The sequence below is a fragment of the Oceanobacter sp. 4_MG-2023 genome (assembly GCF_030689165.1).
In the GTDB taxonomy this organism is placed as follows: Bacteria; Pseudomonadota; Gammaproteobacteria; order Pseudomonadales; family Oceanobacteraceae; genus Oceanobacter.
In genome coordinates, this window is record NZ_JAUYVV010000014.1 from 34,012 (window position 1) to 54,093 (window position 20,082).

The window sequence follows — 20,082 nt, forward strand, 5'->3', positions numbered from 1 at the left end:
CATGTTTTTCCACACCCATCCCTTTGTCGATGATGCCGAAAACAACGACAACGCGCCCAACATCAAGGTTGAAGCCGAAAAAATTCTGATCGTCCGGCGTAACACGCCGATGATTCTGATCGGCAACCTGTTCGGCAGCATGCCCTTGCTACTTATTTTCTGGGCCGACCGCCAGAGTAATTCACTACTGCTGTGGGAAAGCGCCCTGGTTGCGATCCTGGCGATTCGGCTGCTGCATTTTGGCTTGTACAAGCCGGACAAGGTCAATAGCAATAGCCAGAGACTGAGGAATTACGACCGTCAGCAAATGCTGCTGATCTTTCTGACAGGCTGTATCTGGGGTGCCGGGGGCTGGCATTTTTTTGATGGCACGGAGATCAAGAATGTCGCATTTCTGATTCTGACGTTTGTCAGCATGATTGCAGGCAGTCTGGTGTCGCTGTCATCGCGGCCAGTGTCTTACCGCTTGTTCGCCTCCCCTCTGATGCTGCCGTTATTGGGGCGCATGTTTCTGGAGGACGAATGGTTTTACGGCTGGATGGGATTTGGCGGGGTCGTTTACCTGCTGGCAACGTTCAGCTTCAGCAGCACTGTTCACCGGGTGATTGATCAGTCGATCCAGCTGAAATACGAAAACCTTGATCTGATCGAAGACCTGCAGCAGGAAACCGAGCGCGCCAATACCGCCAACCGCGAGAAGTCCCATTTTTTTGCCGCTGCCAGTCACGATTTGCGCCAGCCCCTGCAGGCGGTCAGTCTGTACAGTGAATCGCTGGCTGCTCTGGTTACTACCCCGCAGCAGCAGCAAGGGCTGGCCAATATCCAGAAGGGGGTGGCTTCCTTGCATGAGTTGCTGGATGCCTTGTTTGACGTTTCCCGTTTTGATGCCGGGGTGGTGGCAGTCAATCCGGTGGTATTTTATCTCGATGAATTATTGGCAAGGATGGAACCCCAGTTCCAGCTTGAAGCGCAGATCCGGGGCCTGGCGTTCCAGATTGGTTGTCGCCATTGTGCCGTCAGGACCGATCCGGTTTTACTGGAGCGAGTATTAACCAACTTGCTGGTGAATGCGTTCCGTTATACCGAACAGGGCAAGGTCGATATCTATTGTACCCTTGGGCCAGAAGATCACTTGCAGTTACATGTCCGGGATACCGGCATCGGTATTACCGCCGAGAATTGCCGCCGTATTTTTGATGAGTTTTTTCAGGTACACAATCAGGAGCGCGACCGGCATCAAGGCCTGGGGCTGGGGCTGGCGATTGTCCGGCGGATTCTGTTGTTGCTGGAACTGCCAGTAAAGGTGCACTCGGTACTGGGTGCCGGGACGGAGTTTGTGGTAACGCTGCCGCTGGCGGAGTCGTTACCGGAAGACGCAGTGCTGGATCAGAACCGCGAATCCAGTGCTCTGAATCAGGATGTGTTCAAGGGGCTGGCGGTTATGGTGGTGGATAACGAGGCCGCCATTGTTAATGCCATGACCGATTTGCTGCAATCCTGGGGCAGTGACTGTTCCGGTTTTGTGACGACAGAGGATGCCCTGGCAGCCATCGAGCAGGGTTATCAGCCTGCGTTAATGCTGGTTGATTACCGGATGCCTGGGTCATACAGCGGTTGTGAGCTGGTACAGCGGGTTTGGCAAACCTTGCCCGGGGTTGCCGCACTGATCATCACTGGCGATACCAGTGAGGAAGTGGCCCAGGAGATTATCTGGCAACAGCTGGATTTTCTGCACAAGCCAATCAAGCCGCCAAGGCTGAGAATCAAGGCATCCCGAGTGTTGGCACGGCATCAGGAACGGCTGGCCCAGCAGGAAGACTGACCTTGCCCAGTGTGGCTGTTCCCGGCTCGCTGACCCCGCAACCTGTCAGAATAATATGCGTCAGGGTATCGGTTGCGGCATCAAAGTCGGCCGGGGTGAGTTCGCTTTTACCCAGGGCCGAGGCGATCTGGATATGGAAATCAGCGTAGTGTTGGGTGCTGGACCAGAGTAAAAAGATCAGATGCGCCGGGTCGATATTGGCGCTTATTTTGCCGCGTCGTTGCCATTCCCGAAACACTTCCACCCTGGATTCAAACCATTCGGCATAGCCGTTGCTGAAATAATCTTCGAGATTGGGGCCGCCGCTGATGATCTCGGTGGCGAAGATTCTGGACGCCAGTGGATACTGGTAGGAAAACTCGATTTTCTTGCGGATATAGTTTGGCAACGCTTCGGCCGGGTTATCGTCGGCATTCATGGTTTTGCTGAAGGTGCCATCCCAAAGATCGATGATGTCACTCAGGACCGCCAGATACAGGCCCAGTTTGTTTTTGAAATAATAGTGAATATTGGCCTTGGGTAGCTCGGCACGATTGGCTATTTCGCGCATGCTGGCGCCTTTGAAACCGAAAGCAGCAAATTCTTGCTCGGCGGCGGCGAGGATCATTTTCTCGTTACGCTGGCGGATGTCACCGGCGGTTTTTTCATGGCCGTGGGACGTAATATTTAAAGACATGAGATTATCTGATTCTATCGAAAGTGTCGGCATTGTAGCCTGAAATGCGGCAGAGCTGAAAAAGCCGCCCAGAGGCGGCCTTATCTTAACAGTCCATGTCGTCGATATCTTCGAATCAGGACACAGTGCCAGCGGTTTTCTCTGTTGCGGTTGTCATGGTGGCTTGCGCTGCAGCGGTGGTTTTCTCTTCCGGCAGCAGGGCGCTCATGATAATTGCGGCCAGACCACCTGTGGTGATGGCAGAACCAAAGATGCTCTGCACCAGTTTGGGCATTTCAGCCAGCAGGTTAGGTGTCATGATCACGCCCAGACCCATGCCAAACGAAACTGCCATGATCAGCATTTTGCGGCGATCCAGGTGTTCGGTGGCGAGAATCTTGACCCCTGCTGCAGCCACGGTGCCAAACATCACCAGCGTAGCGCCACCCAGTACCGGCTTGGGAATATTCTGCAGTACGCCCCCAATAATCGGGAACATACCCAGAATAAACAGTACCGCACCGATGTAATAACCAATGTAGCGACTGGCAACGCCGGTCAGCTGGATCACGCCATTGTTCTGGCTGAAAGTGGTGTTGGGCATGCTGTTAAACAGAGCTGCCAGCAAGGAGTTAATACCATCGGCCAGGACGCCGCCCTTGACTCGCTGGATGTAGCTCTCACCCTTGATAGGCTGATGCGACACAATGCAGTTGGCGGTCAGGTCGCCGGTGGATTCAATGGCGGTGATCAGATAAATCAGTGCGATAGGAGCAAACGCCGTCCAGTCGAATGAGAAGCCATATTTGAACGGTACCGGAATACTGAAAGCCGGCAGACTGGCCAGGTTGTCGAAGCTGATTTTGCCCATAAATGCGGCGGCGACAAACCCGATGACCAGGCCGATTACAATAGACGACAAGCGAATCCAGCTGTTGGAAGAGCGGTTCAGCACAATAATACTCAGCAGTACCAATCCACCCAATGCCAGGTTCGCCGGGCTACCGAAATCCGGTGATTTGAAGCCACCGGCCAAATCCGTCATGCCAACCTTGATCAGGCTGACACCAATGATGGTAATAACAATCCCCGTCACCAGCGGCGTAATTACCGACTTCAGCTTGTGCAGGAACTGGCTCAGGAAAATTTCAACAAAGGCACCAAGGAAACACACGCCAAAAATCAGCGACAGAATCTCTTCCGGGCCGCCGCCCTTGCCCTTGGCAATAAAACCGGCCGCCAGTACCGAGCTTAAAAATGCAAAACTGGTTCCCTGTACACAGATCATGCCCGCACCAATACCGAATGGGCGACGTGCCTGGATCACCGTGGCAACGCCGGACACCATCAGCGCCATACTGATCAGGTACGGAATATGTTCACCCAGCCCCAAAACACCACCGACAATCAGCGTTGGCGTGATAATACCGACAAAACTGGCCAGTACATGCTGGATGGCGGCGAAGCTGGATTCCAGAGCGCCAGGCCTGGCATCCAGTGGATACAGTAGATCATTGGATTGATGGTCGGACATGGTTATCTCCCTGAGGATGATTGCCGTCAGCCATTGGCAGAACCGGGCTGAAGGAGCAGATGTTGGTAAAGATGCATACTGTCGGAATATTTTGCTGACCAAACGGTCAAGTTGATGAATAAAAAAGCAAAAAACTGGCCAATCGGTCAGAATTGTGGGTAAAAATCATTTATTTCATTAAAAACAATCAGTTAGCAAAATATTGCCGAACCCGACAAGAACCGCGTATCCGCAGACATACAGGCTGATCTTCCGCACTATGCCCTGAGAGAAGACACTGTCCCCAAAAGCGCACAGAAATGGGCTTTGGGCCGTGGTTTCATATGACCTCGCCGCTTTGGCTGGGGCCGCTGGCTGCGGTAATCTTGTAAGTACCAGGGCTTGCAGCATCGATGCCAGACATCTTGCCGGGCCTTTTTTTGTAACCTCCGGCCATGTCAGGTTTAGCCTGCTGACCCCAACGGAAGGACGACTATGACAACCTCTGCGGCAAACAACAGCTTGCGCGGCTATTATCCCGCCATTGCACCCTATGACAGCGGCATGCTCGACGTCGGTGATGGCCATCAGATTTATTGGGAGCGGGTGGGGACACCAGGGGCAAAACCGGCGGTGTTTCTGCATGGTGGGCCGGGTGGAGGCTGCAGTGATCACCATCGTCGGGTGTTTGATCCGGCCAAATACGACGTGCTGCTGTTCGACCAGCGTGGTTGCGGACGCTCCACCCCTCATGCGTGTCTGGAAGCCAATACTACCTGGCATCTGGTTGCTGATATCGAGCGGCTGCGAGCAACATTCGGCATTAAAACGTGGCAGGTGTTTGGTGGCAGCTGGGGATCGACCCTGGCACTGGCCTATGCTGAAACCCATCCTGAGCGGGTGTCTGAACTGGTATTACGCGGCATTTATACGCTGACTCAAGCCGAGCTGGATTGGTACTACCAGTATGGCGTGTCGGAAATGCACCCGGAAAAATTCGAGAAATTCCAGGCCCCCATTCCGGAAGCGGAACGCAGCAATATGATGCTGGCGTATCACCAGCGCCTGACCGGCGACAACGCCGCCGAAAAAATTGCCTGCGCCAAAGCCTGGAGCCAATGGGAAGGCGGCACCGTTACCCTGCGGCCCGACGCAGATTTGGTCGATGACTTCGGCGGTGACCAGTTTGCACTGGCTTTTGCCCGCATTGAAAATCACTTCTTTAGCAACAAAGGCTGGCTGGACGACGGCCAGCTGCTGCGTGATGCCGACAAACTCCACGGCATTCCCGGCGTTATTGTCCATGGCCGCTTTGATATGCCATGCCCATTGAAATATGCCTGGCAGCTGGCGAAGGCCTGGCCGGAGGCGGAATTACACATTGTGGAAGCTGCCGGACATGCCATGACGGAACCCGGTATTCTGGATCAGCTGATTCAGGCCACGGACCGGTTTGCCGAATAGCAGAATACGGGCGGGCCTGCGATGACGGTGCGTTGCATGCCTGGGAGCCAGCTGACAATGGATACAGGATAAACCTGAAGATGACCACTTTGACGTCAGGAAAAGCACAATGAACAACAATAATCCCACCGCGGCTAACCCGGAAGACTCTGGGGAAGAAACGCTGGTGTCAATCAGCGATGATTTCCACGCCTTTATCGCCGGTTTTAACAGCCTGACCATGGCGACGGTTAACGCCAGCGGCGAGCCGGAAAGCAGTTATGCGCCGTTTATCCAGCAGGACGGCTGTTTTTACGTCTTTCTGTCCGAGTTGGCCAGCCACACCCGGAATCTGCAAGCCAACCCGAACGTCAGTCTGTTCTGGATCGAGCCGGAAGAGCGCGCCCGTAATATCTTTGCCCGTACCAGGGCCACGGTATATGCCTGTGCCGAGGTGGTGGAACAGGCTGATCGTGGGGATGCCGACCTTGCCTCCAGTGAGCGGAACATCATTCTGGATGCCATGGCGCAACATCTCGGCCCGACCTTGCAGGTGTTACGCGGACTGGGAGACTTTCATCTGTTCCGGCTGATGCCGCAGCATGGAAGTTATATCACTGGCTTTGCCAAGGCCTATCGACTGGAGGGCGAAGGATTACGGCAAGTGGTGCATCAGGGCAAGCCCCGTGTGGATAAACAAGGGTGATTGGGCAGGTTGGATCAGCACCGTGTTCCAGTGTTGGAAGACATCTGGTGCTGCTCCAGCTGTTTGTTTTACCCGGAAACACACAGCGGTTATGCAATTTCACCGCGGATATCGTCGGCAAAATAATGCAGGTCGCAGTTTTTCTCCTCGCCGCCACGGTCAATAATCAGAAATTGCTGATTTTCTTTTTCCACCAGTAATGGAAAGTGCCAGACCCCGCGATGAAAATTCACCCCCTGAGCCCCATTGGTTCTAAACAGCGTCAGGTTGTCGGGATGGGGTGGCTCTCCCGCAGGTGCCACCAGGACCAGAAACGGCGTTTGACACAGCGGAATAAAAGCCTGGCTGGAGAGTGGGTGGCGTTCCATCATATCCACTGCAATCGGTCGTGGTCGGGGCCGCGCCCGGAAGATACTCACCAACGGTTTGCCCTGTTGCTCGGTCAGATCGAGATCTGCGAGGTTATGAAAACGGTCGGCATACCCATCGTTAATAGCAAAATGGTCGCGATCGGTGGTTTCAATCACATCACCAAAGGCCTGGAAGGCTGCTCGGGTGAGGGGGATCGGCTCAAGTGTGACGGGCATGGCAATTCCTCTGGCTAGGGGCAGGTGAATACGTCAGCTGGTCTGGCTGGCAAATATCCGGTGCAGGTCTGGGGTGCTCAGATCGCGGCTTAACTGCAACTTGAGCTGAATATGTTCCATATGATGATTCATCAGCTGGATAGCCTCGGCAGTCTGACCGGACTCAATGGCATCTACTAATGACATATGTTCTTCGTATGAGCAATGGCGGTGCTGGTGTGGTGATTCGTAGGTGGCAATGATCAGAGAGGTTTGTGATACCAGGCGTGACAGGAATCCGGCCAGTGCCTGATTGTTGGCCATCTCGGCCAACAACAGGTGAAACTCCCCAGACAACCGCAGGCCGTTGCCTTTGTCGCCGGTTTCAAAGGCACGTTGTTCCCGTGCTATCAGCTTGCGCAGCTGTTTAATCCCTTTGCTTTTGGCCGGGGATGGCGGGATAGCCAACACCAGTTTCAAGACCGCTTCTTCGACCAGTTGGCGGGCCACCAGGGTGTCGTTAGCCTGTTCGGGGGTCGGGCTGGCAACGGTCGCCCCTTTGTTCGGAATCAGCTCAATCACGCCGTCTTGTGCCAGTCGGGCCAGGGCGCGGCGGATAATCGTGCGGCTGACGCTGAATACCTCGGCCAGTGCTGCTTCGTTCAGCTTGGTGCCAGGCAGCAAACGTTGTTCGAGGATGGCTTCAAAGATGGATTGGTAAATCCGGGCATCCTGTACCCCGCGGTGACTGGTCTGAGGCTGTTGTTCGGTGATCATGAGGTGTTTTGAATTCCACTGCTGGCAAATCGCTGAGACTGGATACTAACATTTCAATAAATTGTATACAAAGATGATGGGTTATAAACCAGTTTTTGGCTTTTTTAGAGCAGTTTTTTGATTCTATAGTGTTTATTTACGGCTAATTAAGCTAGTCTTGATGAAAATATTGTATACAATATTTTTGATTAATGTGTTCAGTTTACACCTGTCGCAGCCACCGGCGGCGGCACTCAGGAGGCATCATGAATTCGGATTATCCCCGCGACCTGATCGGTTATGGCGACCAGCCACCCCATCCACAGTGGCCCAACAAGGCCCGCCTGGCGTTGTCGTTTGTGCTCAACTACGAAGAAGGTGGCGAGCGCTGTGTCTTGCATGGCGATAAAGAGTCCGAAGCCTTTCTGTCGGAAATGCCCGGTGCCCAGGCGTTAGCCGGGGTACGACACATGAGCATGGAATCGATCTATGAATACGGCAGCCGGGCCGGTGTCTGGCGGGTATTGAAACTGTTTGAACGGAATAATATTCCGCTGACGATTTTTGCCGTGGCGATGGCCGCTGAGCGTCACCCTGAAGTCATCAAGGCGATGGTGGCAGCCGGTCATGAGATTTGTAGCCATGGTTACCGCTGGATCGATTATCAGTATATGGACAAGACCGAAGAGGCCGAGCACCTGCAAAAAGCCATCGAGATTCTGACCAATATTACCGGCGAACGGCCGTTAGGCTGGTACACCGGGCGTACCGGCCCCAACAGCCGCGACGTCGTGATGGAAGAAGGTGGCTTTCTGTACGACTCCGACGCGTACGACGACGACCTGCCGTATTGGGTCGATGGCCCGGAAAAACCGCATCTGGTGATTCCTTACACCCTCGACAGTAACGATATGCGGTTTGCCACTCCACAAGGATTTAACTGCGGAGAGCAGTTTTATCAGTACCTGAAAGACAGCTTTGATGTGCTGTACGCCGAAGGCGAAAGTGCCCCCAAAATGCTGTCGATCGGATTGCACTGCCGCCTGATTGGCCGACCTGGCCGATTGGCATCGCTGCAGCGTTTTATTGAATACGCCAGCAGCCACGAAGACGTCTGGTTCTGCCGTCGGGTCGATATTGCCCGGCATTGGCATGAACACTTCCCTCCCCATTCCAAGTAGGCCCCAACAGCATGAATACAGAACAACTGCGTCAATACGTTAACCTCGCCAGCGCCCGTCTGGGTGCCAAAGTAATCGCCGTGACCGACGATTGGTTTGCCGCCGCCGATCGGATGCTGAACCCGGAAGAGCCGGTCTGGCAGGAAGGTGTCTATGACGACAACGGCAAATGGATGGACGGCTGGGAGTCACGCCGGAAACGCGGGCCGGGTTATGACCATGCGGTTGTGCGCCTGGGGGTGGCGGGCGTGATCAAGGCGGTGGATATCGATACCCGTTACTTTACCGGCAACTATCCGCCGTCGGCGTCTTTGGAGGGTTGTTTTTGTCCCGAAGGGGACCCGAATAACGATACGGCCTGGCAAGAGGTGTTGCCGTCGGTGTCATTGCAGGGCAACAGCCAGCATGTGCACCCGATTGCGTCCGACCAACCCTGGACGCATTTGCGCCTGAATATCTTTCCTGATGGTGGTGTGGCGCGTTTGAAGGTTTACGGTGTGCCGTACCGGGACTGGTCGACCCAGTCTGCGGATGAATTGATCGATCTTGCTGCGGCTCTTAACGGAGGGCGGGCGCTGGCGTGTAATGACCAGCACTTTGGCCATATGAGCAATCTGATTGCACCGGGCCGTGGTATCAATATGGGGGATGGCTGGGAAACGGCTCGTCGCCGTACTCCGGGTTTTGACTGGGTGATTCTGGCCCTGGGCCACAAGGGCACAATCGAGGAATTGATCATCGATACCCTGCACTTCAAGGGTAACTACCCGGATAGCTGCTCGATTCAGGCTGCCTGTGTCACCGGTGGTTCTGATGACCAGATCGAAGCACAAAGTCTGTACTGGCAGGAGCTGTTGCCATCGCAGAAATTGCAGATGAACCAGGAACATACGTTCAAGGAACAGTTGCAGGGGCTGGGAGCCGTGACACATATCCGGATCAATATCTTCCCGGATGGTGGCATCAGCCGCGTGCGGGCATTCGGTAAAATCAGTCAGTAATAACGTCGTCAATCCCGCCCGCAAGACGTATCCACCCGGATAACTGCTCCGGGCGGATACGGGCGGATGGACTCAGCTTTCTTCCGCTCGATAGGCGTAGGTGCTGTTGAAGCAATAAATCATCCAGTCTCCGGCAGAAATCGGCTCGTATTTGGGCGTTTCGCCTTCGCTGCAGCAGTTTGGCAGGCAGCTGACGTCGGTATCAAAATCCGGTTCAACAAAAAACGGCATGGAATAACGCTCGGCTCCGGATGGACTGTATACCCGGTGTGGCGTCGATTTGTAACGGTCGTTACTCCAGCGCGCCATCATATTGCCGATGTTGATCACAAAGGTATCTGCAATCGGTGGGGCATCAACCCAGTGGCCGTTGACATCCTGTACCTGTAAGCCACCAATCTCATCTTGCCAAAGAATGGTAATACAGCCGTAGTCGCTGTGGGCACCTGCGCCCATGGCTGCTTGTGCTGTTGTGTCTGGCCGTTCAGGGTAGTGTAAAAAACGCAGCACGCTGAGCGGGTGGTCGAACTTGTCGTCGAAAAACGTTTCATCCAGCTCCAGTGCGATGGCGAGGGCACTGAGAATATTTTTGCCCAGCGCCAGCATATCCCAGTAATGAGCTTCCATTTTGGCCTGAAAACCTTCAATGGCATCCGGGTATTGGTTGGGGCCATACAAGGGGCGTTCCGGGCCTATCAGGGGGTGATCGGCGGGCAGGTTGAGGCCCATATCAAAGGATTCTTTCCAGTCGCCGGGATGGCTTGGATCAAGCTGTTCGGCGGCGGTTTCGCCATAACCACGGTGGTTGGCGGACAAGCGAATATTGATCTTGAGTTTTTCTGCGGCGGGGAGAGCGAAGAATTCTTCCGCCAGTTGGCGCATGTCAGCCATACGTTCACGGCTGATGGGGTGGCCGGTGATATAGAAAAAACCGCTGTGCTGGCAGGTATGGTCGATGGCGTTGGCAACCTGTACCTTGCCGTCATGGTCTTGCTGGTACAGAGGGGAGATATCAATCAGGGGAATATTCATAAGCGGAGATCCAATAAAAAAACCTGTCCGCCTCTTGTCTGGTGATAAGAGAGGACAGGTAATACCAGCTAACCGAGCGGTATTCTTTGCGGTTGGGCCTGACCGGCCATCATGGTGAAGGTGTCATGATGGCCGTTACCCGGTGTATTACTTCGGAATGTCGGCTTTGATGCCTTCAACATACCAGTTCATTTTTTCCAGATCGGCGAAGGTCATTTTGGTACCAGCCGGTACTTTCAATTCGCCCTTGTTGTCTTTCAGAGGGCCAGTGAAAGGATAAACACTGCCATCCTTGATGCCTGCGATCAGTTCTTCAGCATGAGTGACGACATCGGCAGGAATGCTTTTGTTGAAGCCAGGTACCACAATCGCGCCTTCTTTCATGCCTTCGACGTGGGCAGAAGCTGTCCAGGTGCCATCCATAACGGCTTTAACGGTATTGATGTAGTGCGGGCCCCATTCGTCAACGACCGACATCAGGTGAGCCTTAGGTCCAAACGAGGACATATCGGATGCCTGGCCAACGGCGTATTTGCCGCGACGTTCAGCAGCCTGCATGGCGGCAGGTGAATCGGTGTGCTGCAGAATGACATCCACACCCTGGTCCATCATGGCGTTGGCAGCATCCGCTTCTTTACCCGGATCGAACCAGCTGTTGACCCAGATGATTTTCAACTCGGCTTCCGGGTTGTATTTGCTCAGTGCGAGTTGCACGGTGTTGATATCACGGATGACTTCCGGAATCGGGAACGAGGCAATGTAGCCGACCTTGTTGGACTTGGTGACCTGGGATGCCACGTAGCCAGCAATGTAACGGCCTTCGTAAGTGGTGGAAACGTAAGTGCCCATGTTTTTGGACGTTTTGTAACCGGTAGCGTGTTCAAACTTTACTTTGGGAAATTGTTTGGCGACTTTGAGGGTCGGGTTCATAAAGCCGAACGAGGTGGTGAAGATCAGGTCATGGCCGGTTTTGGCGAGGTTGCGAATCACACGCTCGGCGTCCGCACCTTCGGCTACGTTTTCAACGTAAGTGGTTTCAACCTTGTCACCATAATACTCTTCAACCGACAGGCGGCCCTGATCGTGCTGATAAGACCAGCCGTGGTCGCCGATTGGGCCGACATACACAAAACCAACCTTAAACGGATCAGCTGCCATCGCGGCGGGAATAGAAAGAGCAGCCATCAGGGTTCCGGCGGCCAGACCGCTGATCAGCTTGTGAAATTGACGTCGTTTCATCCGTCCTTCTCCTGTAGTGGCAAGTGACATTGCCGGTTTAAAAAAATTGACCGTTTGGACAGTATTTTAGATAAGCAAAATTCTGACCAACTGAGAGAGATAACCCGGTTTTATTTTATTCCCCGGTATTATGGGCGTTTGAGTGTGGAATATCAGGTCGTTCGGGATGCAAAAGCGCCAGGGTGGAACCGGGTTCGGTCGAGCATGCTTGGCAGTGGTGCATGGGGTTATTGATCAGGCACTCAAATGTAGCAGAGACGATCCGAGGGTGGGAAGAGGCAGGGAATAATCAGGCAAGAGGCAGGCAAGAGACAGGAAAGCGGGATGGGCTGGCGATCCCCGCTAATCCATATCGGGCCAGAGGGCCGGATTGGCGGGGATACGTACGGTGTGGCGTTACTTCAGTTTGATGGTGAAGTGCTTCTTGATTGGCTCAATGATTTTCCAATGGCCTTTGAAGTTGGCCTCCAGAGTCACGGCATCACCAGCGCCGATTTCAACCGCTTCACCGCCATCCGGGGTGATGATGGCCTTGCCTTCAATGACGTGGATAAATTCCCAGCCAGCGTATTCAGCGTAATAGGTGCCCGGGGTGGCTTCCCACCAACCGGCGATCATGGATTCATCCGGGGAGGTGTATTCAATCCAGGTTTTCATGGTGGGATTGCCTTCGACCTTGGACCAACCGGCCAGGTCGTCGGTGATTACCTCAACGGAAGGTGCAGGAATCTTGGTAACAGTCATGGTATGGGCCTCGATGGAATCTGACAAAGATGCGCATGGCGCGCAGGGATAGAACAAACGGCTTGGGCAAATCCTCTCTGCCACCGTGGTGCCAGAGAGGGCAAGCTGAGGAATTATTCCCCAGCAGCGCGCTTGATTTCTTCGGGCTTGGGTTCGTCGTTGAGGTAAGCCTCAAGGGAGTCGTCCAGGGCATACAACCACGGCGTGTGGTGAGCCGGAGACGGCGTGCCGGTCATTACTGACGGGAAGGAATAATCACGGAAGGTCATGATGTCTTGCTTCTTGTGTTTCTTCCAGATCAGGAACGTCTCGTTCACCGCCGGAATATCAAAGCTCGGGTAATCGGTATCGTCGATCAGATCCTGAATATAGGCACCCTGGAACTCGTAGTTTTCCTTGTCGGTTTCCAGCTTGAGCTCGTTTTCACGCCACTGGGCACTGTGTGCTTCCATCTCTGCTTTCGATGGTAAAGGAATACGGCCCATGATGACGTCACGGGTGTACCAGGCCTGGGCATCAAACATATTGAAGCTGTACCACTGGTCTTGCATGCCGAGGTAGAACAACTTGGTGTTTTCTTCCCAGACGACGCCTTTGTAGAGACCCAGAGGCCACAGGCGGTTGTTGGTTTTCAGGCGCAGCTCTTCTGGCAGGAACGGGAACGAGTGCAGGTAACCGGTACACAGAATAATGGCATCGACCTGTTTGCTGCTGCCATCAGAAAAGAACACGGTGTTGCCTTCAACGTGGGTCATGGCCGGTTTTTCTTCCCAGTTGGCTGGCCATTTGTAACCCATCGGCGCACTGCGGTAGCAGGAAGTAATAGAGCGAGCGCCGTATTTGTAACACTGGGAACCGATGTCTTCAGCAGAGTAGCTGGAGCCAACAACAAGGATGTCCTTGTCTTTGAATTCCAGTGCATCGCGGAAGTCATGAGCGTGCAGAATACGGCCGCCAAAACTTTCGAAGCCTGGGTATTCCGGTACAAATGGGGTTGAGAAGTGACCGCTGGCCACTACCACAAAGTCAAAAACTTCTTCGTATACGGTGTCGTTATTGTGGTCGTGAACCGAGATGGTGAAGTTGTCGTCGGCTTTGTTGTATTCAATATGACGAACCGGGGAGTTGAAACGGATGTACTTGCGGACATCGGCTTTTTCCACTCGACCCTTGATGTAGTCCCACAGCACTTCACGTGGTGGGTAGGAGGCAATGGGTTTGCCAAAGTGTTCATCAAAGCTGTAGTCGGCAAATTCCAGTGCTTCTTTCGGGCCATTGGACCACAGATAGCGGTACATGGAGCTGGGCACGGGTTCGCCGTTCTCATCCAGACCGGTGCGCCAGGTGTAGTTCCACTGGCCGCCCCAGTCGGATTGTTTTTCGAAACAAACCAGTTCAGGGATGTCGGCACCTTTGGACTGGGCGGACTGAAAGGCTCGGAGTTGGGCCAGGCCGCTTGGGCCAGCGCCAATAATCGCAACGCGTTGAGTCATGTCTTTTCTCCTGCTACAGAAAAATTATTGTGGGGAAAAATTTATGACGATTGATGCATCAGGGGTATTCCCCCGTGAGGGTACGCAAAAGGGGTTAGGTCAGGGTTAGGTTGGGGTAAGTGACGGGCAAAAGTCGCCGTTTTGCTGTTGTAGTTGCTGATGATATTGCCTTAGTATTTTGAGCGTATTGTTATTAACAGGCGTTCAGGGTAGCAGACTGACCGTGCCAGGTAACGTCTGCAGCGGCAATACGGGTAGCCGCAGACATGACAATGGATTTGAAGAGGTATGTTGTATGAGCGATAAAATGAGTGAACCGGCACTGTATGCGTTCAAGATAGCCTTTACCTATATGCCAAAAGCCATAGAGGTTACAAAGTATGAATACGGCGATCGCTACCAGATAGTGCTGGATCAAATCGCGGCTGTCAGGGAGATATTGCTGGAAAACGGAGTGGATCCAGACGAAGTGGATGGGGAAATCAATCCGGACTCTGCGCCTAATTCAAGTTATTAAGCATTACCCGCCCACTGCCGCTTAATGGGCGGCAGTGGTTTGGAGTCGCTAGATCCCCAGTTTGTCTCGCATGTCGTAATAAAAGGCACCCATGGCGGTGTAAGGAATACGCATCAGACGGCCGCCCGGGAACGGGTATTGCGGCAAGCTGGCCATCACATCAAAACGTTCTGCCTGGCCCTGAATCGCACTGGCGATCAATTCTCCGGCAAGGTGTGTCGAGGTAACGCCATGGCCGCTGTAGCCTTGAGCGTAGTAGACATTGTCGCCAATTCGACCAAATTGCGGCAGCCGCATCAGCGTCAACAGGAAGTTACCGGTCCAGGCATAGTCAATCTTGACGTCTTTCAGCATCGGAAAGGTTTTCAGCATTTTGGGGCGAATCAACGCTTCCACCTTGTCAGGCTCCCGCGCGCCATAGGTGACACCACCGCCATAAATCAGTCGGCCATCACCACTGAGGCGGAAATAATCCAGCAGATAATTGCAGTCTTCAACACAGTGATCCCCCGGCAACAGCTGACGCTGCAACGCCGGACTGAGTGGTGCTGTGGTAATCACCTGGGTGCCACAGGGCATGGCTTTTTGTTGCAGCTTCGGCAGCAGGCCATTGAGATAGGCATTGCCTGCCACCATCACAAAATTGGCCGTTACCTGCCCTTGTGCGGTTTTGACCACCGCCGGGTTGCCTTGCTGGACATCAATCACTGGCGAGTCTTCAAAGAGCCGGCCCCCCATTGATTCAATCGCCGCCGCCTCACCCAGCGCCAGATTCAGCGGATGAATATGGCCACCACTATGATCCAGCAAGGCCCCGGTGTAGCGCTCGGTACCAACATATTCCTGCACCTGGTGGGCATCGAGCATCTCCATCTGTTGATGACCGTGCTGCTCCCAGAGGGCTTTTTTGGCTTCCAGTTCGCGCAGTTGTTTCGGGTTGCAGGCCGCAAAAATACCGCCGTCCTTGAGATCACACTGAATATCGTACTGCTTGACCAGACGGCGAATAATCTGCCCACCCTCAAACGCCATCTTGCCCATGGCATTGGCCGTTTTCTGGCCGTAATGCTGGGCAATAAAATCCATGTCGCGGCTATAGCTGTGAACAATCTGGCCGCCGTTACGACCGGAGGCCCCAAAGCCGATACGGCTGGCTTCCAGAACCACAACAGAAAAGCCGCGCTCAGCCAGATGTAACGCTGTCGACAGGCCGGTGTAACCCGCACCAATGACGCAGACATCGGCGGTGATATGGTCATGCAGGGCTGGACGTTGCGGCTGTGGATTGGCCGAGGCAGCATAATATGAAGAAGGATAGGTGGCTGTCATCGTAGGTCTCTCTGGGGCGGATTGAGGGGCTGGCCCGATGCTCCCAAGATAGGGCGACGGCTGTCTGGTCGCCATACCCACCGGGGGATATATCCTGCTGTTAGCCAGAGTGATTTGATAGCACCACAGGCATGGGCCGGAGCTTTCAGAGCGGTCTGGTTTGCGGCTCAGCTTCTGGCCGGACTCCCCAGCGACGATAATACGTAAGGTTTTATCAACATAAGCGATGATCTGGCTGTATTTATTGGCAGATTTCTGCACGCTATAACAACGTAAAGTCGAATAACAGGTCGAGAAACTATGAATGTGTTACTCCAAAACAGCCTGCTGGTAAAAACACAGGGACTGATTAATGGCGCATGGGTCGATGCCGACCAGCACACCACGCTGGTGGTCGATAATCCGGCAACCGGTGACGCGCTGGTCTCGGTAGCGGATATGGGCGCGGCAGAAACCCGCCGCGCCATTGATGCAGCTCATACCGCTTTACCCGGCTGGTCGGCCACCAGTGCCACCAAACGCAGCCGGATTCTGGAAGCCTGGTACGACCTGGTGGTTCAGCATGTGGATGAACTGGCGTCGATCCTGACTGCAGAACAAGGCAAACCGCTGGCAGAAGCCAAGGGCGAGGTGCTTTATGGTGCTTCCTATATCAAGTGGTTCGCAGAAGAAGCACGACGTATTTATGGTGATGTGATTCCGGCGGCACAAGCCGATCGCCGCAATATCGTGATCAAGCAACCGGTGGGTGTTGTGGCTGCCATTACACCGTGGAATTTCCCCAGCGCCATGCTGGCCCGCAAAATGGCTCCGGCCTTGGCCGCGGGTTGTACCATCGTCTGCAAACCGGCAGCGGAAACCCCGTTGTCGGCATTGGCGCTGGGCGTGCTGGCGCAACAGGCCGGCGTCCCGGCCGGGGTGATCAATATGGTTGTCGGCTCCGATGCCCCCGCCATTGGGAACGAACTGACCAGTAGCCCTCTGGTGCGCAAGGTAACCTTTACCGGCTCAACCCCGGTGGGCAAGCTGCTGATGAAACAATGCGCCGATACCGTCAAGCGCACTTCCATGGAGCTGGGGGGTAATGCCCCTATTATCATCTTTGATGATGCCGATCTGGATCAGGCCATTAACGGCGCGTTGATTTCCAAATTCCGCAATTCCGGTCAGACCTGCATCTGTTCCAATCGCCTGTTGGTACAGTCCGGTATTTACGACCGTTTTATCGAACGTCTGTCAGAGGCCGTAAGTGAATTCCGTCTGGGTGCCGGTCAGGATAGCAATACCACCCATGGCCCGTTGATTACCGACAAGGCCGCCCAGGGGGTGGATGAAAAAGTCAAAGATGCCGTTGCCCAAGGGGCACGGGTAGTGATTGGTGGTGCGCCTGCGGAGCAGGGAAGCCGCTTCTATCAACCGACCATTCTGGCCGATGCCACGCCGGATATGCGTGTTTTCCGCGAAGAAATCTTTGGCCCGGTTGCCCCCGTCTTCCGCTTTGAAACCGATGACGAAGCGATTGCATTGGCCAACAGCACCGAATATGGCCTGGCAGCGTATGTGTTTACCCAGAACCTGAGCCGTATCTGGCGGGTTTCAGAAGCCATTGATTTTGGCATGGTCGGTGTCAACGAAACCGCCATCAGCTCAGAAGCCATTCCTTTTGGCGGCGTGAAAGAATCCGGCCAGGGCCGCGAAGGCTCGAAGTATGGGCTGGATGATTATCTCGAAACCAAACTGATCTGCCTCGGCGGGCTGTAACAGCGGACTGAAGACCCGATTGGCGACGGTTATCCAGCCGTCGCCACACCGGCGCTGGATCAGCACCAACACTGACCCGGTTATCCAACCAGGCGCAATAAACCAGGCACAACAATATACCAGCGGACGAGCCCTGCCGCAGAACTCGCCCTTATTACCCATCCATCCCGCCAAGCCGGGTGACGAATATCGAGGTTGCTATGTCTCACATGATTTACCCCACCACCAACTTCGCCGCTACCGAAACGATGAACATCGCTCGGGGTGACGGTATCTACGTGTACGACGACCAGGGCAAGCAATACCTCGAAGGTATGTCGGGATTGTGGTGCGCTTCACTGGGTTACAATAATGCCGAACTGATCGAAGCCGCTGCCAAACAGATGGAAACCCTGTCGTTTGCCCATATGTTCAGCGGCAAAACCCACGATGTCGGCATGCAGCTGGCAGACACACTGACCGCCATGGTGCCGGTCGACAATGCCCGCGTCTTTTTTGGCAGCTCCGGTTCTGATGCCAACGACACCCAGATCAAGCTGCTGCGTTACTACTTTGCTGCCATCGGCAAGCCGGAAAAACGCAAGATCATCGCCCGTGAACGTTCTTACCATGGTGTCACCGTTGCGGCCGCCTGTCTGACCGGGTTGCCCATCAACCAGGCCAACTTTGACCTGCCGGTCGAGGCCATGGGGATTCTGCGCACCGATGCACCGCATTACCTGCGCGGCAAGCTGGACGGCGAAAGCGAAAGCCAGTTTGTTGACCGTATTGTCGCCAATCTGGAAGCCATGATTGTGCGTGAAGGCCCGGAAACCATCGCTGCCTTTATTGCTGAACCGATTACCGGCGCCTCCGGCGTGATCGTACCGCCTGCCGGTTATTATGAAAAAGTACAGGCCACCCTGAACAAATACGACATCCTGTTCTGGGCCGACGAAGTGATCACCGGCTTTGGCCGTACCGGCAACGACTTTGGCTCCACCACCATGGGCATCAAGCCCGATATGATGAGTTTTGCCAAACAGCTGTCATCCGCTTATGTGCCGATTTCAGCTTCCGTGATCCGGGGTGATATGTACGAAGCCATGATCGACCCTTGCAACAAGCTGGGCGTATTTGGCCATGGCTACACCTATTCCGCCCACCCGCTAGCCTGTGCCGTGGCATTAAAAACCCTGGAAATCTATCAGCGCGACAACCTCTTTGCCAAAGCCGCAGCCACCGGTGACTACCTGCAAACCCGGCTGCGTGAATTCAACGACCACCCGTTAGTGGGCGAAGTGCGTGGTACCGGCATGATCGCTGCCATTGAAATGGTGGCGGACAAGGAAACCAAGGCTGCTTTCCCGGATGGCAAGGTTGGTTACTTTGGAGCTAACGCCTGTCAGGAGCATGGGTTGATCAGTCGCCCGGTGGCAGGGTCATCACTGGCGCTGTGTCCGCCACTGATCACGACCGAAGCCCAGATCGACGAAATCATCGATAAAATGGGCCGGGCTCTGGACGACACGCTGGCGTTTGTACAAAAACAGGGCTGAATCGTTCATCGATTCCCTTGCCTGATTGCCAATGCTCCGGCATCTGGCAGAAGCATTTGCCTCCGCTTGCGGGGGCTTTTTTGTGGCTGCGTGGGGTATCCTGCGAAGCAGCCCACGTGTTTGTGTCCCCAACATTTGATTGTTAGCTGCCACCTATTAGTAATGGTAGCGACACGAGATAACAATAATTGCCGTATCATCCACGGCGTATACCAAACGATTGGTATCATCTACTCTGCGAGACCAGAAGCCTGAAAGGTTTTCTTTAAGGGCTTCCGGTTTTCCAATTCCATCAAACGGAGAACGCTGAACATCGGTAATCAAGGTATTGATGCGTTTCAAGGTTTTCTTGTCTTGAGTCTGCCAATAAACGTAACTATTCCAGGCTTCATCAGTCCATGATAATAACCTGTCACTCATCAATAAGATCTCGCTGAGTCGTTTTACCCGTTTTAAACTGCGTAATTGAACGATTTAAGTGTTCGGCGTTCGCTGGTGAGCGAAGTAAATGTACAGTTTCCATAAGGCTGTTGTAGTAATCCAATGACATTACAACAGCATCTTCGGAGTCACGACGAGTGATTACAGTCGTATCCGCATCGTTAATAACATTGTCCAAGACGGCTTTTAGACCATTTCGGGCTTCAGTAAAAGAGACAATTCTCATTTTGTATCTCACTTGTACAGGATATAGCACAAGTCTAGCTTGAAGATAAATACATGTACAGAATGTTGTGCATAACTTCGTCTTGGCAGTTCACGCCCTCAGTCCGCGCGGCTTTGTAA

19 protein-coding genes are annotated in these 20,082 nt (G+C 54.0%); 8 read left to right on the forward strand and 11 right to left on the reverse strand.

The features are described 5' to 3' along the window. Position 1: 1 nt before the first annotated feature. A complete protein-coding gene (locus Q8W24_RS11125; RefSeq protein ID WP_305451756.1) occupies positions 2–1,822 on the forward strand; it encodes a hybrid sensor histidine kinase/response regulator in 1,821 nt (606 codons plus the stop codon). Here Q8W24_RS11125 and Q8W24_RS11130 read toward each other — a convergent pair. Continuing rightward, positions 1,764–2,498 (reverse strand): TetR/AcrR family transcriptional regulator, encoded by a 735-nt coding sequence (locus Q8W24_RS11130; protein WP_305475313.1) that lies wholly within the window; start codon positions 2,496–2,498, stop codon positions 1,764–1,766. The genes Q8W24_RS11125 and Q8W24_RS11130 overlap by 59 nt on opposite strands. A gap of 115 nt (positions 2,499–2,613) precedes the next feature. Further along, positions 2,614–4,011, reverse strand: coding sequence for a uracil-xanthine permease family protein (locus Q8W24_RS11135; RefSeq protein WP_303434147.1), 1,398 nt, complete (start codon positions 4,009–4,011; stop codon positions 2,614–2,616). A gap of 474 nt (positions 4,012–4,485) precedes the next feature. Here Q8W24_RS11135 and pip point away from each other — a divergent pair, with 474 nt between their 5' ends. Both pip and Q8W24_RS11145 read left to right on the forward strand, forming a co-directional pair. Next, positions 4,486–5,454, forward strand: coding sequence for a prolyl aminopeptidase (gene pip / locus Q8W24_RS11140; RefSeq protein WP_303434146.1), 969 nt, complete (start codon positions 4,486–4,488; stop codon positions 5,452–5,454). A gap of 109 nt (positions 5,455–5,563) precedes the next feature. Next, positions 5,564–6,139 (forward strand): HugZ family protein, encoded by a 576-nt coding sequence (locus Q8W24_RS11145; protein ID WP_305475315.1) that lies wholly within the window; start codon positions 5,564–5,566, stop codon positions 6,137–6,139. Positions 6,140–6,228: 89 nt separating this feature from the next. On the opposite strand, the gene Q8W24_RS11150 is transcribed toward Q8W24_RS11145, so the two are convergent. Together Q8W24_RS11150 and Q8W24_RS11155 are read right to left on the reverse strand one after the other, a co-directional pair. Further along, positions 6,229–6,726: an ureidoglycolate lyase gene (locus Q8W24_RS11150; RefSeq protein ID WP_305475317.1), complete on the reverse strand. Its 498-nt coding sequence runs from the start codon at positions 6,724–6,726 to the stop codon at positions 6,229–6,231. A 33-nt stretch (positions 6,727–6,759) separates the two neighbouring features. Then, positions 6,760–7,482 (reverse strand): GntR family transcriptional regulator, encoded by a 723-nt coding sequence (locus Q8W24_RS11155; RefSeq protein WP_303434141.1) that lies wholly within the window; start codon positions 7,480–7,482, stop codon positions 6,760–6,762. Between the two features lie 245 nt (positions 7,483–7,727). Between Q8W24_RS11155 and puuE the strand changes: the two genes are divergently transcribed. Continuing rightward, positions 7,728–8,642: an allantoinase PuuE gene (gene puuE, locus Q8W24_RS11160; RefSeq protein WP_303434140.1), complete on the forward strand. Its 915-nt coding sequence runs from the start codon at positions 7,728–7,730 to the stop codon at positions 8,640–8,642. A gap of 11 nt (positions 8,643–8,653) precedes the next feature. Then, on the forward strand, positions 8,654–9,643 hold the full coding sequence (gene alc / locus Q8W24_RS11165) for an allantoicase (RefSeq protein WP_305475319.1): 990 nt from the start codon (positions 8,654–8,656) through the stop codon (positions 9,641–9,643). Between the two features lie 72 nt (positions 9,644–9,715). Here alc and Q8W24_RS11170 read toward each other — a convergent pair whose 3' ends face one another. The 4 genes from Q8W24_RS11170 to Q8W24_RS11185 all read right to left on the reverse strand — a co-directional run bounded on the left by Q8W24_RS11170 (position 9,716) and on the right by Q8W24_RS11185 (position 14,151). Further along, positions 9,716–10,675, reverse strand: a complete 960-nt coding sequence (locus Q8W24_RS11170; RefSeq protein ID WP_305475321.1) for an isopenicillin N synthase family oxygenase — start codon at positions 10,673–10,675, stop codon at positions 9,716–9,718. A 147-nt stretch (positions 10,676–10,822) separates the two neighbouring features. After that, on the reverse strand, positions 10,823–11,914 hold the full coding sequence (locus Q8W24_RS11175; RefSeq protein ID WP_370693324.1) for a BMP family ABC transporter substrate-binding protein: 1,092 nt from the start codon (positions 11,912–11,914) through the stop codon (positions 10,823–10,825). Positions 11,915–12,310: 396 nt separating this feature from the next. Next, positions 12,311–12,658, reverse strand: a complete 348-nt coding sequence (locus Q8W24_RS11180; protein ID WP_303434137.1) for a cupin domain-containing protein — start codon at positions 12,656–12,658, stop codon at positions 12,311–12,313. 113 nt (positions 12,659–12,771) lie between these two features. Beyond that, on the reverse strand, positions 12,772–14,151 hold the full coding sequence (locus Q8W24_RS11185; RefSeq protein ID WP_305475323.1) for an NAD(P)-binding domain-containing protein: 1,380 nt from the start codon (positions 14,149–14,151) through the stop codon (positions 12,772–12,774). Positions 14,152–14,446: 295 nt separating this feature from the next. Here Q8W24_RS11185 and Q8W24_RS11190 point away from each other — a divergent pair, with 295 nt between their 5' ends. Next, the gene (locus Q8W24_RS11190; RefSeq protein WP_303434135.1) at positions 14,447–14,668 is read left to right on the forward strand and encodes a hypothetical protein; all 222 of its coding nucleotides are present in this window, start codon (positions 14,447–14,449) and stop codon (positions 14,666–14,668) included. A gap of 48 nt (positions 14,669–14,716) precedes the next feature. On the opposite strand, the gene Q8W24_RS11195 is transcribed toward Q8W24_RS11190, so the two are convergent. Continuing rightward, entirely contained in the window at positions 14,717–15,997 is a 1,281-nt protein-coding gene (locus Q8W24_RS11195) for an FAD-binding oxidoreductase (RefSeq protein ID WP_305451751.1), read from the reverse strand. A gap of 300 nt (positions 15,998–16,297) precedes the next feature. On the opposite strand from Q8W24_RS11195, the gene Q8W24_RS11200 reads away from it, so the two are divergent. Both Q8W24_RS11200 and Q8W24_RS11205 read left to right on the forward strand, forming a co-directional pair. Next, positions 16,298–17,758: an NAD-dependent succinate-semialdehyde dehydrogenase gene (locus tag Q8W24_RS11200; protein WP_303434133.1), complete on the forward strand. Its 1,461-nt coding sequence runs from the start codon at positions 16,298–16,300 to the stop codon at positions 17,756–17,758. Positions 17,759–17,958: 200 nt separating this feature from the next. Further along, positions 17,959–19,296: an aminotransferase gene (locus Q8W24_RS11205; RefSeq protein WP_305451749.1), complete on the forward strand. Its 1,338-nt coding sequence runs from the start codon at positions 17,959–17,961 to the stop codon at positions 19,294–19,296. Positions 19,297–19,452: 156 nt separating this feature from the next. On the opposite strand, the gene Q8W24_RS11210 is transcribed toward Q8W24_RS11205, so the two are convergent. Both Q8W24_RS11210 and Q8W24_RS11215 read right to left on the reverse strand, forming a co-directional pair. After that, on the reverse strand, positions 19,453–19,716 hold the full coding sequence (locus tag Q8W24_RS11210; RefSeq protein ID WP_305475325.1) for a Txe/YoeB family addiction module toxin: 264 nt from the start codon (positions 19,714–19,716) through the stop codon (positions 19,453–19,455). Then, on the reverse strand, positions 19,709–19,963 hold the full coding sequence (locus Q8W24_RS11215) for a type II toxin-antitoxin system Phd/YefM family antitoxin (protein WP_303434130.1): 255 nt from the start codon (positions 19,961–19,963) through the stop codon (positions 19,709–19,711). The genes Q8W24_RS11210 and Q8W24_RS11215 overlap by 8 nt, the downstream gene beginning before the upstream one ends. Between the last annotated feature and the right edge of the window lie 119 nt (positions 19,964–20,082).